Annotated in this window: 13 protein-coding genes; all 13 read right to left on the bottom strand. The window is 41.3% G+C overall.

What is annotated here, in order from left to right; all coding sequences use genetic code 11:
* Nucleotides 1-69: 69 nt before the first annotated feature.
* Nucleotides 70-1,077 (bottom strand): signal recognition particle-docking protein FtsY, encoded by a 1,008-nt coding sequence (gene ftsY / locus ACQKMR_RS21670; protein ID WP_427699173.1) that lies wholly within the window; start codon nt 1,075-1,077, stop codon nt 70-72.
* 26 nt (nt 1,078-1,103) lie between these two features.
* The gene (smc, locus tag ACQKMR_RS21665; protein WP_427699172.1) at nt 1,104-4,667 is read right to left on the bottom strand and encodes a chromosome segregation protein SMC; all 3,564 of its coding nucleotides are present in this window, start codon (nt 4,665-4,667) and stop codon (nt 1,104-1,106) included.
* A gap of 24 nt (nt 4,668-4,691) precedes the next feature.
* Nucleotides 4,692-5,432, bottom strand: a complete 741-nt coding sequence (gene rnc, locus ACQKMR_RS21660; RefSeq protein ID WP_427699195.1) for a ribonuclease III — start codon at nt 5,430-5,432, stop codon at nt 4,692-4,694.
* A gap of 265 nt (nt 5,433-5,697) precedes the next feature.
* Nucleotides 5,698-5,931: an acyl carrier protein gene (locus ACQKMR_RS21655; RefSeq protein WP_053345291.1), complete on the bottom strand. Its 234-nt coding sequence runs from the start codon at nt 5,929-5,931 to the stop codon at nt 5,698-5,700.
* A 57-nt stretch (nt 5,932-5,988) separates the two neighbouring features.
* The gene (fabG, locus tag ACQKMR_RS21650; RefSeq protein ID WP_427699171.1) at nt 5,989-6,732 is read right to left on the bottom strand and encodes a 3-oxoacyl-[acyl-carrier-protein] reductase; all 744 of its coding nucleotides are present in this window, start codon (nt 6,730-6,732) and stop codon (nt 5,989-5,991) included.
* Nucleotides 6,733-6,734: 2 nt separating this feature from the next.
* A complete protein-coding gene (fabD, locus tag ACQKMR_RS21645) occupies nt 6,735-7,676 on the bottom strand; it encodes an ACP S-malonyltransferase (protein WP_427699170.1) in 942 nt (313 codons plus the stop codon).
* Between the two features lie 24 nt (nt 7,677-7,700).
* Nucleotides 7,701-8,690 carry a phosphate acyltransferase PlsX gene (gene plsX / locus ACQKMR_RS21640; RefSeq protein WP_427699169.1) on the bottom strand — a complete coding sequence of 330 codons (990 nt, stop codon included), beginning with the start codon at nt 8,688-8,690 and terminating at the stop codon, nt 7,701-7,703.
* Nucleotides 8,691-8,714: 24 nt separating this feature from the next.
* On the bottom strand, nt 8,715-9,275 hold the full coding sequence (gene fapR, locus ACQKMR_RS21635) for a transcription factor FapR (RefSeq protein WP_427699168.1): 561 nt from the start codon (nt 9,273-9,275) through the stop codon (nt 8,715-8,717).
* 119 nt (nt 9,276-9,394) lie between these two features.
* Complete coding sequence (gene recG / locus ACQKMR_RS21630; protein ID WP_427699167.1) at nt 9,395-11,446, bottom strand: ATP-dependent DNA helicase RecG; 2,052 nt, start codon at nt 11,444-11,446, stop codon at nt 9,395-9,397.
* Nucleotides 11,443-12,327: an L-serine ammonia-lyase, iron-sulfur-dependent, subunit alpha gene (gene sdaAA, locus ACQKMR_RS21625; protein WP_427699166.1), complete on the bottom strand. Its 885-nt coding sequence runs from the start codon at nt 12,325-12,327 to the stop codon at nt 11,443-11,445. The genes recG and sdaAA overlap by 4 nt, the downstream gene beginning before the upstream one ends.
* Nucleotides 12,328-12,364: 37 nt before the next feature.
* Complete coding sequence (sdaAB, locus tag ACQKMR_RS21620) at nt 12,365-13,027, bottom strand: L-serine ammonia-lyase, iron-sulfur-dependent subunit beta (RefSeq protein WP_427699165.1); 663 nt, start codon at nt 13,025-13,027, stop codon at nt 12,365-12,367.
* Between the two features lie 224 nt (nt 13,028-13,251).
* A complete protein-coding gene (locus ACQKMR_RS21615; RefSeq protein WP_427699164.1) occupies nt 13,252-14,922 on the bottom strand; it encodes a DAK2 domain-containing protein in 1,671 nt (556 codons plus the stop codon).
* 19 nt (nt 14,923-14,941) lie between these two features.
* On the bottom strand, nt 14,942-15,304 hold the full coding sequence (locus ACQKMR_RS21610) for an Asp23/Gls24 family envelope stress response protein (protein ID WP_053345282.1): 363 nt from the start codon (nt 15,302-15,304) through the stop codon (nt 14,942-14,944).
* Between the last annotated feature and the right edge of the window lie 65 nt (nt 15,305-15,369).

Below are 15,369 nucleotides of genomic sequence, written 5' to 3'. Positions count from 1 at the left end.
ATGGAGATGTGCAGAAAAAACGACAAAAAAATCCGGAAGAGAAAATCCCTTCCGGACTACAAAATAATATTAAGTTTCTTCTTTTTCAATGATATCAGCAAAGAGGCCGTATACATATTTCTCAGCATCGAATTCCTGAAGATCGTCCATTTTTTCACCAAGCCCGACAAATTTAACTGGAATAGATAGCTCATTGCGGATTGCCAAGACAATTCCACCTTTCGCTGTGCCATCAAGCTTCGTTAAGACTATTCCAGAAACATTGGTCGCTTCCTTGAACGTCTTAGCTTGAATAAGTGCATTTTGTCCGGTTGTTGCATCAAGAGCAAGCAACACTTCATGTGGTGCACCAGGTATTTCACGTTCAATTACACGTTTCACCTTTTCCAATTCCTTCATTAAATTCACTTTATTTTGTAAACGTCCAGCTGTATCACAAATCAGGATATCCGCTTTACGTGCCTTAGCAGCCTGAATGGCATCGAACATAACAGCGGCAGGATCAGAGCCTTCTCCTTGCTTGATTACACTGACACCAACACGTTCTCCCCATACCTCGAGCTGTTCAATTGCTCCAGCACGGAATGTATCACCAGCTGCTAATACAACCGATTTACCTTCTTCCTTAAATTTATGAGCAAGTTTACCAATTGTCGTTGTTTTACCTACCCCATTCACTCCGACAAACAGAATGACAGTTAAACCATCTTCTTGTATGTTCAGGCTTGATGTCTCTTCCTCATCACCTTGATAGATTTCGACAAGTTTTTCGGAAATAACGGATTGCACTTCTCTCGTATCAGAGATATTGCGGAGTTTCACTTCCATTTTTAATTGATCGATTAATTCCATCACCGTATCGAAGCCTACGTCAGCCTGAATGAGGATTTCCTCAAGTTCTTCAAAAAAGTCTTCATCCACTTTCCGGTAACGGGCAACGAGTTCATTAACCCGTCCAGTAAAGGAATTTCTCGTCTTAGTTAAACCTTGCTTAAATTTATCGCCAATCGATACTACTTCTACTTCTTTTTCTTCCTGGGTCGTAAATTTTTCTTTTAGCTTCTTGAAAAAACTCATTGTCCCACTTCCTCTAATTCATGAATTTATACTTCAACAAAGTTCTCTGATTCTTCCATGCGGACGGAAACAAGTTTGGAGACACCTGACTCCTGCATCGTAATGCCATAGAGGACGTCTGCCTCCTCCATCGTACCTTTACGATGAGTAATCACGATAAACTGTGTTTCCCTACTGAATTTCCTTAAAAATTGGCTGAAACGGACTACGTTCGCCTCATCAAGAGCTGCCTCGACTTCATCAAGGATACAGAAAGGCACTGGTCGAACTTTTAAAATGGAGAATAAAAGTGCAATCGCGGTCAATGCTCGTTCTCCACCGGATAAGAGACTCAAATTCTGCAATTTTTTCCCCGGCGGCTGAGCAATAATATCTACCCCCGTATTCAGTAAATCATCTTGATTTGTCAGCTTCAACTCAGCTCTACCCCCGCCAAACAAGGCTTTAAAGACTTGCTCAAACTCTTCACGAATCGCATAAAAGGTATCAGCAAAGCGGCGTTTCATTTCATCATCCATCTCATCGATAACTTGGAATAATGTATCCTTGGCCTGCTGAAGATCTTCCTTTTGGCTAAGAAGGAACTCATAGCGTTCGGCCACACGCGCGTATTCCTCAATCGCCCCTAGGTTAACCGTCCCTAATTCCTCGATGGCAAGTTTGATAAGCTTCACCTTTTTTTGAGCTTCTTCTACAGGCATCACCAATGGATACTGTTCTTTAGCCCCTTCAAAGGATAACGTATATTCTTCGCGTAAATGGTCTAGTCGATTTTCTAATTCCACATCAAGTCGTGTTAGTTTAACCTCTTCATCCTTAATCACTTCAACGATACCCTTATAAAGGCGATTTTCCTCTTTTAAGGATATTTCAAACGCTTCAACCTGCGATTGCATTTCGGCTTTTTCTTGTTTTTTCACGGAAATATCTTCTATCGCTCTATTTTTATCAAGCAATTTTTGCTGTGCCATATCCTCAAGTGTCTCTTCTCCACTCGAACTGTCAGTCATTTCATTAGTCAAGAGTCCCAAATCATCCTTATTTTCTGCAAGTCTGCTTGTTTCTTTTGAAAGATCCGATTCAAGGCGCTCCATCTTTTCTTTTTGGTTTTGTAGCTGTCCACGTTTAGAGGCCAATGTGACTCTTAACTCATTTGTTTCTTCAGCAAGGCTCTCTTTAGAGGTTTGTTGAGATTGTTTTTGTTTCGTCATATCAGCAATCAATCGGTCTAGCTCTTCAATTTCGGTTTTACATGAATCCAAAAGCTCTTCTAATTCTTCCAGTCTAGCTGTTTTTTGCTGTTGCTCTTCTAAATATGAATTTTTATCCAAATCATAAAGATGCAGACGATCATTCACATTTCTTTCCTGCAGCTCCACTTCACGAAGTTCACCCTTTAGGGATTGTTCTTGTAAACGGAGAGTTTCACCTGCTTTTCTGGTTTGTTCAAGCGTTTGCTCTTGAATACCAACATCCACTTTAAACTGCTTGACCTGCTTTTCAAGCTGGTTCGTTTTTGATTCCATGGCGGCAAGTTTTTGGTGCAGTTCTTCCAATTCAGTTTTCCTTGAAAGCAGGGAGGTTGTTTTTTGCTTAAGTGCTCCACCTGTCATTGAACCACCTGGATTAACGACATCCCCTTCAAGCGTTACAAAGCGAAAACGGTGCTGTGCCATTTTCGCCAGGTCATTAGCACCCTTTAAATCTGTTGTTATAATGACGGTGCCAAGTAGGTTTGCCGCGATTGCTGCATGTCTTTCATCATATTGGATTAATGATGAACCAGTCCCGACAAAGGCAGAATGGTTCTTCAGCATCGATAATTGGTTCGGTGAAATCTCTCTTCCTTTTATGACTGATAAAGGCAAGAAAGTCGCCCGGCCGTACCGATTTTTCTTCAAGAAGGAAATGGCGTCTCGCGCATGCTCTTCGCGCTCTACAACCACATGCTGCATCGCTCCGCCCAGTGCCGTTTCGATGGCCGTTTCATATTCCTTTGGAACCTTAATTAATTCTGCAACTGCCCCTTCAATGCCTCGAAGGGTTTCTTTCGCTTTTAAAACTTCTTTAACACCTTGAAAGAAGCCTGCATAATCCTCTTCCATTTCTTCAAGCAGTTCTTTGCGTGATTTTGCTTGTTGAAGGAATTGATAGGCCTTATATAATGTCGTTTCTTGTTTTTGATACGTATCTTTTGCTGCATTTAGTTTATTCTGCTGATTTCGGAAAAAAGAAACATGATCTTCAAGCTGCTTGGTCACCTTTTCCATCAGCTGTGAATATTCCTTTTTTTTTGCGGTGATTTCAGTTCTTTCTGTTAAAAACTTTTCATTTTCCTGATCAAGCTTGGCATTTTTATGTTCCTGCTGTGTAAGCTGCTGAAGCAGGTATTGCTTTTCATTTTTTGCCGATGCCTGCTTGTTCAACCACTCGATATAGTCACTCTTTTTCACTTCAATCATGGCTTCGATATCGCTATTGAATAGACCTAGGCTTTTTTGCTTTTCATGTAAAATTTCTTGTATGCCTTTTACTTCGGAGTTCAGTGCATTTAGAATTTCCGTTTCTCTTTCCTTTTGTAAAGACAAACGCTCAACCGCTGCTTCGCCCTCTACAATTGCTTTTTCAAGCTGTGACTTATTTTGGGCAGCATTTTTTTTTCGTTCTTTCAATACTTCTTTACGGCCTTCAAGCTTTTCAAGCTCTTCACTGGCATTCAACAGCATTTCCTGAAGTCCATTAATTGATGTCTCAAGTTTGGCTAGATTGCCCCGGACATTTTTGAGATGCTCTTCCCGCTCATGAAGCTTGCCACCCATTTGTTGCTCCATCTCATTATGTTTTTCAAGCTCTTGGGACAAGCTTTCCCATTTGGCATAAAGTTCTTCTATTTCAAAAACGGTTAAAGCTACTTCTATTTGTTCAAGCTCCTCTTTCTTCTCCAAATATTCCTTGGCAAGAGAAGATTGAATCTTTAACGGTTCCACTTGGCCCTCTAATTCATGGAGGATATCATGGACCCGGTTTAAGTTATCCTGTGTTTCCGTAAGCTTAGATTCAGCTTTACGTTTTCTTGTTTTATATTTTAAGACGCCGGCTGCTTCTTCAAAGATAACACGTCTTTCTTCTGCCTTACTGCTTAGGATTTCTTCTACTTTCCCTTGGCTAATGATAGAAAATGCTTCACGACCAAGACCAGAATCCATAAACAAATCAATGATATCTTTCAGTCGGCAACCTTGATTATTAATGAAAAATTCACTTTCACCCGATCGATACACCCGTCTTGTCACACTGACTTCTTGAAAGTCAATCGGCAGGGAATTGGTCTCGTTATCAAGGGTCAAGGATACCTCTGCAAAATTTAACGCTTTTCTCGTGTCACTTCCTGAAAAGATGATATCTTCCATTTTTGCACCACGGAGCGATTTTGCAGACTGCTCTCCAAGTACCCATCGGACTGCGTCGGTCACATTACTTTTACCGCTTCCGTTTGGTCCAACCACTGCCGTGACACCAGGTACAAAATCAATCGAAATTTTATCTGCGAAAGATTTAAATCCTACAACGTCCAAGCGTTTGAGGAACATGACCTTTCCTCCTCTACTGTTCAACTATCTTGTTGAGCTTTTTTCTTTTAAAACTATCAATGCGTGCTCGGCAGCATGCTGCTCCGCTTCTTTTTTCGACTTTCCTACTCCAGAGCCCAGATCTTCTCCATTCAAAGAGACAGTCGAAACAAATTCACGATTATGGGCTGGCCCTTTTTCATGCAAAATTTTATATTGCAGGACACCTATAGCATCTCGCTGGATGAGCTCTTGAAGTTGGCTCTTATAATCCATCACATGAGAAAAAGCACCCTCGTCTATCTTCGGAAATACAACATTTTTCAAAAACTGCACAACTGGCTCTAATCCTTGATCGAGGTACAAAGCCCCTATATAAGCTTCAAATACATCCGCAAGCATGGCAGGACGTTCTCTTCCGCCTGTCATTTCTTCCCCTTTTCCAAGTAATACATATTCCCCGTAAGAAAGACTATTGGCAAAGGCAACAAGTGATGGCTCACAGACAATGGCAGCCCTTAATTTTGTAAGCTCCCCTTCACTCATCATCGGATATTTTTGATACAAGTATTTAGATATGGTCAGTTCAAGTACAGCGTCTCCTAAGAATTCAAGCCTTTCGTTATCTTCATAAGGCTTACGGCGATGCTCATTCACATAAGATGAATGTGTAAAAGCTTGTTTCAATAAATTTTCATCTTTAAAATAGAAACCTAAACTTTCTTGCAATTGTTTAAATTTATTGTCTTTGATTGATGGTTTACGATTATTTCCGTTCCTACGTATCACACAAAACCCTCCACAACGGTTCAAAAAACATATTTTTCCAATATATAAAAAGAAACTTGGCAGGAATTCCTGTCAAGCCTTCCTATGTACCATCATACAGTATAATCCGCTTAATGAAAACTAGCCGGCCGGCTTACAGCTAGGCAGACGGAGGCTCAGTTGGATGTATACTCATTCCCTTAAAATCGGCCGCTACTTCAGGCTTCTTTAAGTATAAGAGAAAGCCCCGTTAAAAAACGGAGCTTAATCAAAGGACATTTCATTACATAGTACTTTTTATGTAATTCACAGCATCACCTACTGTGGCGATTTTTTCAGCATCATCGTCCGAAATTTCCATATCAAACTCGTCTTCAAATTCCATAACTAGTTCAACTACATCTAGGGAATCGGCACCAAGATCTTCTTTGAAAGAAGCTTCAAGTTTCACTTCTGATTCTTCAACGTTCAAACGATCTACAACGATTTTAGTTACTCTTTCTAATACATCTGCCAATTTGTTCACCTCCCCTCAAAACATTATAAATTAATTTTGAAAAAAATCAAAGAAAACTTACATAACCATGCCGCCATCAACATGAAGAGTTTGTCCAGTCATATATTTGCTTGCCTCTGAAGCGAGGAATGACGCCACTGCAGCGATATCTTTAGGGTCACCAAAACGTGCCAGTGGAATTTGATCCAGCATCGCTTTTTGGACATCTTCAGACAATTCCCCTGTCATATCCGTCGAGATAAAGCCAGGAGCAATCGCATTGACCGTAATCCCTCTTGAAGCAAGTTCCTTGGCTGTAGTTTTAGTCAAGCCAATCACACCTGCTTTAGCAGCAACATAATTTGCCTGCCCTGCATTTCCGCTAACGCCGACGATTGATGCCATATTGATGATCCTTCCGCTACGCTGCTTCATCATTTGTCTAGTGACTGCTTTTGTGCAAAGGAATACACCTTTTAAATTCGTATTAATGACTGAATCCCATTCTTCTTCTTTCATCCGCATCAGTAGGTTATCACGTGTGATACCAGCATTATTGACTAGAATATCTACTCGGCCAAACTGTTCGACGACTTCTTTGATCATGCTTGTTACCGATTCACTATTTGCAACATCACATTGAATCGCAAATGCTTTACGGCCCAATGCCTTGATTTCATTTACCACTTCATTGGCTTTCGATTCGCTGCCAGCATAATTGATAGCAACATCTGCTCCCTGTCGAGCAAGTTCTAAAGCAACTTCCCTGCCAATACCTCGGGACGCTCCAGTTACAAGTGCTTTTTTACCTTCTAGGATCATGCTTATACCTCCTTCAATGCTTCAACTGTTTTAGTTAGAGTATCTAGATCAGAAACTGAGTAAATGTGAACAGTTCGATCGATTTTCTTTATTAATCCGCCTAATACTTTTCCAGGGCCTACTTCGATGAACGTATCAACACCTAATTCAAGAAGTTTTTTAACGCAGTCTTCCCATAGTACTGGTGAGTACAGCTGTTCAATTAATTTTTCTTTAATTTCTTCCGGAGCGGTAATAGGGTTTGCCGTTACATTTGAAATCACTGGAATTTCCGCTTGTTTGAAGCTCACTTCATCAAGCACATTCTGTAATTTTTCAGCTGCCGGTTTCATTAATTCTGAATGAAACGGACCACTTACTTCAAGAGGGAGTGCCCGCTTTGCTCCATTTTCCTTAGTTTTTGCACTAGCCAGCTTTACGCCTTCTGCAGTCCCTGAAATGACGATTTGTCCCGGACAATTAATATTTGCTAATTGAACAGATTCCCCTGTTGCAGTTATTTCAGCAGTTACTTCAGTAAGCGCTTCACGGTCCATTCCTAGAATCGCAGCCATCGAGCCTTGACCATTTGGCACCGCAGCCTCCATGAATTCGCCACGCTTACGGACAGTATACACGGCATCTTCGAAAGAAATTGCACCTGACGCTACTAATGCAGTATATTCTCCTAAACTATGTCCTGCCGTAAAATCTGGTTTGATTCCTTCTTCTTCTAATGCCCTAAAAAAGGCATAACTTGTGGTCAATAACGCGGGTTGCGCATTGTAGGTTACCGTTAATTCTTGTTGTGGTCCATTAAAGATAAGCTCAGAAAGTGGAAAATCAAGTTTTTCATCCGCTGTTCGGAAAATTTGCTGAGCTTGTTCGTTTTCCTGAAATAAGTTCTGACCCATTCCTGTTGACTGTGAACCTTGTCCTGGAAATACAAAAGCAATTTTACCCATCAGTTAATCCCCTACCTCTATAAATTATTGATCTTTTTCTATCGTCTTCGCAATGGTCGGAATGACGTCATGGCTAACCATATCGCGCGTCTGGCGGATTGCATTATAGATTGCGTTCGCATCGGAAGATCCATGTGCCTTAATGACCGGCGCCTTCAAACCGAATAAGCCGGCACCACCATACTCTGAGTAATCCATTTGATTTTTAATGCCTTTTAGTTCCGGTTTCACTAGTGCTGCAGCAATCTTACTCTTCAGATTGCTCATCAACGCTGTTTTTACCATTTTAAAAACACTCATAGCCGTACCTTCAAGGGTTTTCAGTACCATATTTCCGGTGAAGCCGTCCGTTACAACCACATCTGCAGGTCCGTTAAGGAGATCCCTTGCTTCTACATTACCGATAAAGGAAATTTCTGATGATTGCTGCAGCAGTGCGAAAGCATGCTTTGTCAGTTCATTCCCTTTTTTTTCTTCTGTCCCGATATTCAATAGTCCAACGCGGGGCTTTTCAATACCGCGTACTTTTTGTGCATACACAGAACCCATTATGGCAAATTGAAGCAGATGCTCCGGTTTCGCATCGGAATTCGCACCAACATCAAGAAGCACAAAACCTTTTCCATCGATTGTCGGCAAGGTCGGAGCCAATGCAGGACGTTCAATACCTTCTATTCTACCGACAACAAACAATCCTGCAGCCATTAACGCACCAGTATTACCGGAAGATATGCATGCATCTGCCTCTCCGTCAGCCACCTGTTGAGCTGCCAATACCATTGAAGCACCTTTCTTGCGGCGAACTGCACGAACTGGTTCATCGGTACTTAATATCTTTTCTTCTGTATGTATAACACTTATCCGATTATGTTCTGTTAAGTGTGGGCTAATTTCAGCTTTATTGCCTACCAAAGTTATTTCTACATCGGAAAAAGCCTCGACAGCTTTCATTGCCCCTAACACCTGTGCCTTGGGAGCATTATCGCCACCCATTGCATCTATCGTTATTTTCATGTTCTTTCATCCTTTTCTAGAAAGTTAAGAGCGATACATATCGAACTCGCCTTTAAAAACCAGTTCATTTCCCACGTAGCTTCTGACTTCCACCACGGAACGATCATCTGTAGTGTGGTCCACGTTTTTAACCTTCGCTTTAGCTACCACTCTTTCATTTTCTTTAACAGAACGAGTAAATAAAATGGACGCTTTCGCTGTTAATGCAAGTTCATCATTAATAACCGCCACAGCTAAAGAATTTGCTTGAGCAAAAAGGTGATGTCCCCTCGCAATTCCATTCCGCTTAAAGACATGCTCTTTTTTTATATCTAAAATTGAAATTGCATTTTCATCTAAATTAAGATCAATTACTTCCCCGATGATTTCATCCAAAGGCAAAGCTCTAATTTCGTCACTGAATTTTTTCTCGGCCACGCTTTTAATTCGTTCACGAAGCTCCGGTATTGATAATTCAAGACGGTCGAGCCTAATTGTCTGGACGCTCACCGAGTACTTTTCAGCCAGCTCCTCATCCGTTACAAAAGGATTCTGTTTAATCGTTTCGATTAATAATTGCTGGCGTTCCTTCTTGTTTCTTCGCATTTGAAGGTCACCATCCGTAGTATTATGACTAGGTACTAATAGTAGTATATATATTTTAAAAACAGATTGCAAGATATTGTAGAAATTCTCGCAATCTGTTAAACGATTTCTTTATTTAATTAGTCCAGCTTTTCTCCATTTAATACACCAGTTTGTTCCAAATAAGCCCGAAGAGGTGCATATTCTGGCGAATGCCAAAAGCTTTGTGAGGCAATCAATTTTGCGGCATCTGTCCTAGCAACTTCTAGGGTCCGGTAATCATGGACCATGTCGGCTACTTTGAATTCAGGAAGCCCGCTTTGTTTTTTGCCGAAAAAGTCCCCAGGACCTCGAAGTTCTAAATCTTTCTCGGATAGGACAAAGCCATCATTTGTCTCGGTCATGATTTTCATCCGTTCTTTGCCGACTTCTGTCTTCGGATCAGCTAGGAGAATACAAAAGGACTGATCACTTCCTCTTCCTACTCGCCCTCGCAACTGATGTAGCTGGGATAGGCCAAAGCGCTCGGCATCATAAATGACCATCACCGTTGCATTAGGGACATTTACGCCAACTTCGACAACCGTGGTCGAGACAAGAATTTGCACTTCATTGGAACTAAATTGCTGCATTACTTCGTCTTTTTCATCCGCGGGCAAACGCCCATGCATAAGCCCTACTTTATAACGGTTCGCAAAATATTGTGTCATCATTGCATGAACATCAAGAACATTTTGTAAAGAATCAAGCTTTTCGGATTCCTCAATTAATGGACAAATGACGTATGCCTGTCTACCCTGCTTAAGTTCCTTTTCCACAAAAGATAAAATCCGATCAAGCATTTGGTGCTTCGCCCAATACGTTTCAATTACTTTACGTCCGGCCGGCATTTCGTCAATGGTCGAAGCGTCCATCTCTCCAAACACAGTAATCGCGAGCGTGCGCGGAATTGGTGTTGCCGTCATAAAAAGAACATCTGGATTTTCGCCTTTTTCACGAAGAATACGACGCTGCTCTACCCCGAATCGATGTTGTTCATCGGTTATGACAAGACCGAGGTTCCTAAAATTCACTTCATCCTGGATTAATGCATGAGTTCCTATCAAAAGGTCTAGTTCCCCGGATTCAAGATTCTGTAAAAGTTCTCTACGCTTCTTGCCTTTCACCGAACTTGTCAATAAGGCTACCTTTACTCCGATGGGTTCTAGCATAGCCTTCAATGATTGAGTGTGCTGCTCAGCCAAAATTTCAGTTGGGACCATAAGTGCGCCTTGGAAACCAGCTGAAATTGTTGCATTTAGGCAAACAGCGGCAACCACCGTTTTTCCTGACCCAACATCCCCTTGAAGTAAACGGTTCATCCGGTAAGGAGATTTCATGTCATTTATAATTTCTTCGACGACCCTATTTTGAGCGTTTGTTAAAGGAAAAGGTAGAGTTTTTATGAATGTATTCACTTGCTTTCCATCAATGTCCTGACCAGTTCCTTTTGACTGCTCACGCTGTATTTTACGAAGCGCCTGCATCTTCAATTGAAAAAATAAAAATTCTTCATACACAAAACGGCGTCGGGCCTGTTTGACATCATTAGCCGATATAGGAAAATGCATCGTGCGAAGTGCATCTTTACGCGGCATCAGTTTGTATGTGGCCAACAGCTGTGGCGGCAAATTTTCTTCAATCATGGTTCCATATTGAGAAAAAGCATTGGCGATAAAACGACGCATCCCTTTTACAGTAATATTTCCCTTTACAGAATAAACGGGTTCGAACTCTTTTTCCCGGCTATGGTCCCCGACATGACATTCGGAGCCAGTAATAGTTTGGCGATGTCGGTCCCACTTTCCAGTCACCGTGACGGTTTCGCCAATCGTAAGCTTGGGTTTCAGATAAGGCTGATTAAAAAAAATGACATTTATCAAATATCTACCTGTAAGTAATTTGATCGTCAGCCTGGATTTTTTCTTCCCAAAGTAACCTAAAGACGGAACTGTATGAATCTTCCCTTCTATGGTAACCCTCTCATCATGTTCAACCGTTTCTAAATCTCTCAATCGATAATCTTCATAGCGATAGGGAAGATGTTCAAGGAGATCTACGACGGTATGGATCTCCATTTCCTGCAAGGCCGCAGCCGTTTCCCCCCCGATGCCTTTAACTGCTGTTATAGGTTCTTGTAAATCAACGCTCACTTTTTATTTAGCGGCAAGCCAAAGATCTTAGCTTCCAACTCCCGTCCAGTCGGTGTAGCCGCTAAACCTCCTTGTGCAGTTTCTCTTAAAGCTGACGGCATCGTTTGTCCGATTTTGTACATCGCATCGATGACTTCATCACACGGTATCCGGCTTGTAATCCCTGCCAACGCCATATCTGCGGCAACCATTGCATTTGCTGCACCCATTGCATTTCGCTTCACACACGGTACTTCCACGAGCCCAGCAACCGGGTCGCACACAAGACCAAGCATATTCTTTAGAGTAATTGCCATCGCTTCTGCACTTTGTGCTGGCGTCCCTCCCGCCAATTCAACTATTGCTGCAGCCGCCATTCCTGAAGCAGAGCCGACTTCTGCTTGGCAGCCTCCTGCCGCTCCAGAGATGGAAGCATTATTCGCTACAACAAAACCAAACGCACCTGCTGTAAATAAAAACTCAATTTTCTGTTCCCGATTCGGTTTTAATTTATTTTGCAAAGCAAAAAGGGTTCCAGGTACCACACCAGCAGACCCTGCAGTGGGTGTTGCACAAATAGTTCCCATAGCTGCGTTCACTTCGTTTGTTGCCACAGCTTTGCTGACCGCATCCAACAACAGTTCACCTGATAAGGCATTTCCAGATTTAATGTAATTCTGAAGAAGAACTGCATCTCCACCTGTAAGGCCTGAAACGGAACGTACACCTTGAAGTCCCTTTTCAACAGCCTGTTCCATCACATCCAAGTTGACTCCCATTTGTTCGATAATTTGGTCACGGCTTTTACCCGTTACTTCCATTTCCTGTTCAATCATGAGAGTTGATATTTTTTTCTGCTTTGATTCAGCTAATTCTACTAATTCCGCTACATTTCTAAACATATTATCCTCTCCTTCCTAAGTGGAAACGATTGCCCTATTAATCGACAATCCTTGCCACTTGAGTAATGTTAGGGAGTGCTGCAATTTCATCGATTACAAGTTCTTCTAGATTATGATCCACTTCAATGGTCATTAAAGCCATCTTCCCTTTCTCTTTGCGGGACACTTCCATCTGACCAATATTAATTTGATGCTTAGCTAAAATGTTTGAAACATTGGCAATTGCACCAAAACGGTCATCATGAACAACCAGTATTGCAGGATTATGGCCAGAAAGCCTCAATTTAAACCCATTCAATTCGATAATCTCTATCTTGCCCCCTCCAATCGATATTCCGACAAGCTCAAGTTCACCATCATCATCTCCCACCGTTATTTTCGCAGTATTGGGATGTTCCGGGACGGCTTCTTCTTCCCGAAAAGTTATTTTCATTTTCTTTTTGCGAGCTATTTCAAGAGATTCTTTGATTCTCTCGTCAAATGTATCAAAATCAAGCAGGCCTCCCACAATGGCTACATCTGTTCCGTGGCCTTTATAGGTTTTTGCAAATGAACCATAAAAGGAAATATGGGCCCATTTTGGTTCTCTGTTGAATAAATTCCTGGCGACTCTACCGATTCTTGCAGCTCCTGCTGTATGAGAGCTAGAAGGACCAATCATTACAGGGCCAATAATATCAAATACACTTCTAAATTTCATAATCTACTCCTCCTTCTTTAGCACTGAACTCAAAGGAAAAACGCTGGGAGTTATTTCTATGGTACCCAAATTTACAGTCGCTCCATTCAAGCTGTTTATTACCCTTAATATCGAAAAAAATAAACTGCATAGCCTAATGACATATGCAGTTTATTGCTTTTTATTCTTTCAGTATCATTCATAACAAAGAGACGAATCAGTCCCTTATTTTAATGATGCCTTAATTATTCAATTGAAAAAATGAAAGAATATAACGGTTGTTTTCCGTTATGGACTTCAACTTCAACGTCTTCAAAATTCTCATTACAAAATGCAACTAGGTCCTCTACTTCTTCTTTAGTTGCATCTTCTCCATATAAAATCGTCAGGATTTCGGAATCTTCATTAATCATCTCAGAAAGTAGGTCCTTTGCAGCCTGAGATTTGTCTTTATCTTTCACTTTGATGGTTCCTTCATCGATTCCCATGAAGTCTCCGGTCTTGATTGTAAGGCCATCAATATTCGTATCCCGGACAGCATAAGTAATCTGACCCGTTTTCACATGTGAAAGGGCTTCAATCATCGCTTTTTTATTCTCAGAAGAATCTTGTGATGGATTAAAAGCCAACAATGCAGCCATGCCCTGAGGCACTGTTTTCGTAGGAATAACAGTCACATAATCTCCCAGAACATCTGCAGCTTGATTGGCAGCCATAATAATATTTTTATTATTAGGTAAGATGATGACATGTTCGGCATGCGCCTCTTCGACTGCTTTAACAATGTCTTCTGTGCTAGGGTTCATCGTTTGTCCGCCTTCAATAACCGATTTAGCCCCGATGCTTTTGAATAGCTCGCTGATCCCTGTGCCCATCGCTACAGACACAACACCGTATTTTTCTTTCGATTTTGGCTTCGTTTGAAGCGGCACATTCGTTTCACCGACAATCGCTGTATGCTGTTCTCGCATATTATCGATTTTCAACTTGATTAAACTACCATATTGCTGTCCATAATTAAGACAGTTACCAGGCTGTTCAGAGTGAATATGCACTTTTACAACTTCATCATCAGAGATGACTAATAATGAATCTCCGTATTCACTTAAATCGTTGCGGAACTTTTCTTCATCAAACGAATCGTTAGCCAGTTTGCCGCTTTCCAATCGGACCATGAATTCTGTGCAATAGCCAAACACGATATCTTCAGTGTTCATTTGTCCTTGTACGTTCATATGATGTTCAGCACTAACCAAGTCATCCATGCTTGGACCATTTGCTGAACGGACAGGAAGAGCTTCACCTTTCAATACAGCGAGGAAGCCTTCATACACGAAAACCAACCCTTGTCCGCCACTGTCTACGACTCCCACTTCTTTTAATACAGGAAGAAGATCCGGTGTGCGTTTTAATGAAGCATTAGCCTCAGTTACGATTTCCTCCATTACCTGAATAAGGTCCTGGTGCTTTGCTGCTGATGAAACCGCTTGCTTTGCAGCATCTTTCGCAACCGTTAAAATGGTACCTTCAACAGGCTTCATAACGGCTTTATACGCTGTCTGAACACCTGCTTCAAAGGCTTGGGCAAATTCTTCACTATTAATTTCCGATTTATGCTCAATCGCTTTAGCAAAACCTCGGAAAAGTTGTGAAAGGATAACCCCAGAATTACCGCGTGCACCCATTAATAGGCCTCTTGAAAGGGAAGTACCCACTTTCCCGATATGTTCCTGCACATTATTTTGTACTTCCTTCGCTCCGGAAGTCATTGATAAATTCATATTTGTTCCAGTATCACCATCCGGAACAGGGAAAACATTCAATGCATCAACCATTTGGGCATTAGCTGCTAAATGATTGGCTCCTTGAATGATCATTTCTGCAAAGCGCTTTCCGTTTAAACTTGTAATTGACACAAAACTTTCCTCCTATTGCTTAAGGGTTCGTTACACGAACTCCCTGGACAAAAATGTTAACGGATTCAACAGCTAATCCGACAGTTTTGTCCAAAGTGTATTTTACCTTTGATTGCACATTATGTGCAACTTCCGAGATTTTAGTTCCATAACTCACGATAATATACATATCGATATGAACTTCTTCCTCTACTTGACGCACTATTACACCCTTAGTAAAGTTTTCTTTTCTTAAAATTTCGGCAATGCCGTCTTTAAATTGTTTTTTGGAAGCCATTCCTATAATTCCATAGCAATCCACAGCTGCGCCGCCGGCTACAGTAGCGATCACATCATTAGAGATATCAATTTGTCCATATTTTGTTTGTAATTCGATAGACATTTTCTTTTCCCTCCCAAAAATCAAATCAACTAAAGACATTTTACTATAATGTCTATTGTTTTAAA

The sequence above is a fragment of the Peribacillus sp. NPDC096540 genome (genome assembly GCF_050278525.1).
Classification (GTDB): domain Bacteria; phylum Bacillota; class Bacilli; order Bacillales; family DSM-1321; genus Peribacillus.
The sequence above is the reverse complement of the archived record's forward strand: the minus strand, read 5'-3'. Positions and strand labels throughout refer to the sequence as shown.

Bases quoted from the DNA above. Each gene is read 5' to 3' on its own strand.
- sdaAB (WP_427699165.1), bottom strand. From the start codon at position 13,027: ATGAAATTTAGAAGTGTATTTGATATTATTGGCCCTGTAATGATTGGT.
- fapR (WP_427699168.1), bottom strand. From the start codon at position 9,275: ATGCGAAGAAACAAGAAGGAACGCCAGCAATTATTAATCGAAACGATT.
- ACQKMR_RS21610 (WP_053345282.1), bottom strand. From the start codon at position 15,304: ATGTCTATCGAATTACAAACAAAATATGGACAAATTGATATCTCTAAT.
- plsX (WP_427699169.1), bottom strand. From the start codon at position 8,690: ATGAAAATAACGATAGATGCAATGGGTGGCGATAATGCTCCCAAGGCA.
- fabD (WP_427699170.1), bottom strand. From the start codon at position 7,676: ATGGGTAAAATTGCTTTTGTATTTCCAGGACAAGGTTCACAGTCAACA.
- ftsY (WP_427699173.1), bottom strand. From the start codon at position 1,077: ATGAGTTTTTTCAAGAAGCTAAAAGAAAAATTTACGACCCAGGAAGAA.
- smc (WP_427699172.1), bottom strand. From the start codon at position 4,667: ATGTTCCTCAAACGCTTGGACGTTGTAGGATTTAAATCTTTCGCAGAT.
- fabG (WP_427699171.1), bottom strand. From the start codon at position 6,732: ATGATCCTAGAAGGTAAAAAAGCACTTGTAACTGGAGCGTCCCGAGGT.
- sdaAA (WP_427699166.1), bottom strand. From the start codon at position 12,327: ATGTTTAGAAATGTAGCGGAATTAGTAGAATTAGCTGAATCAAAGCAG.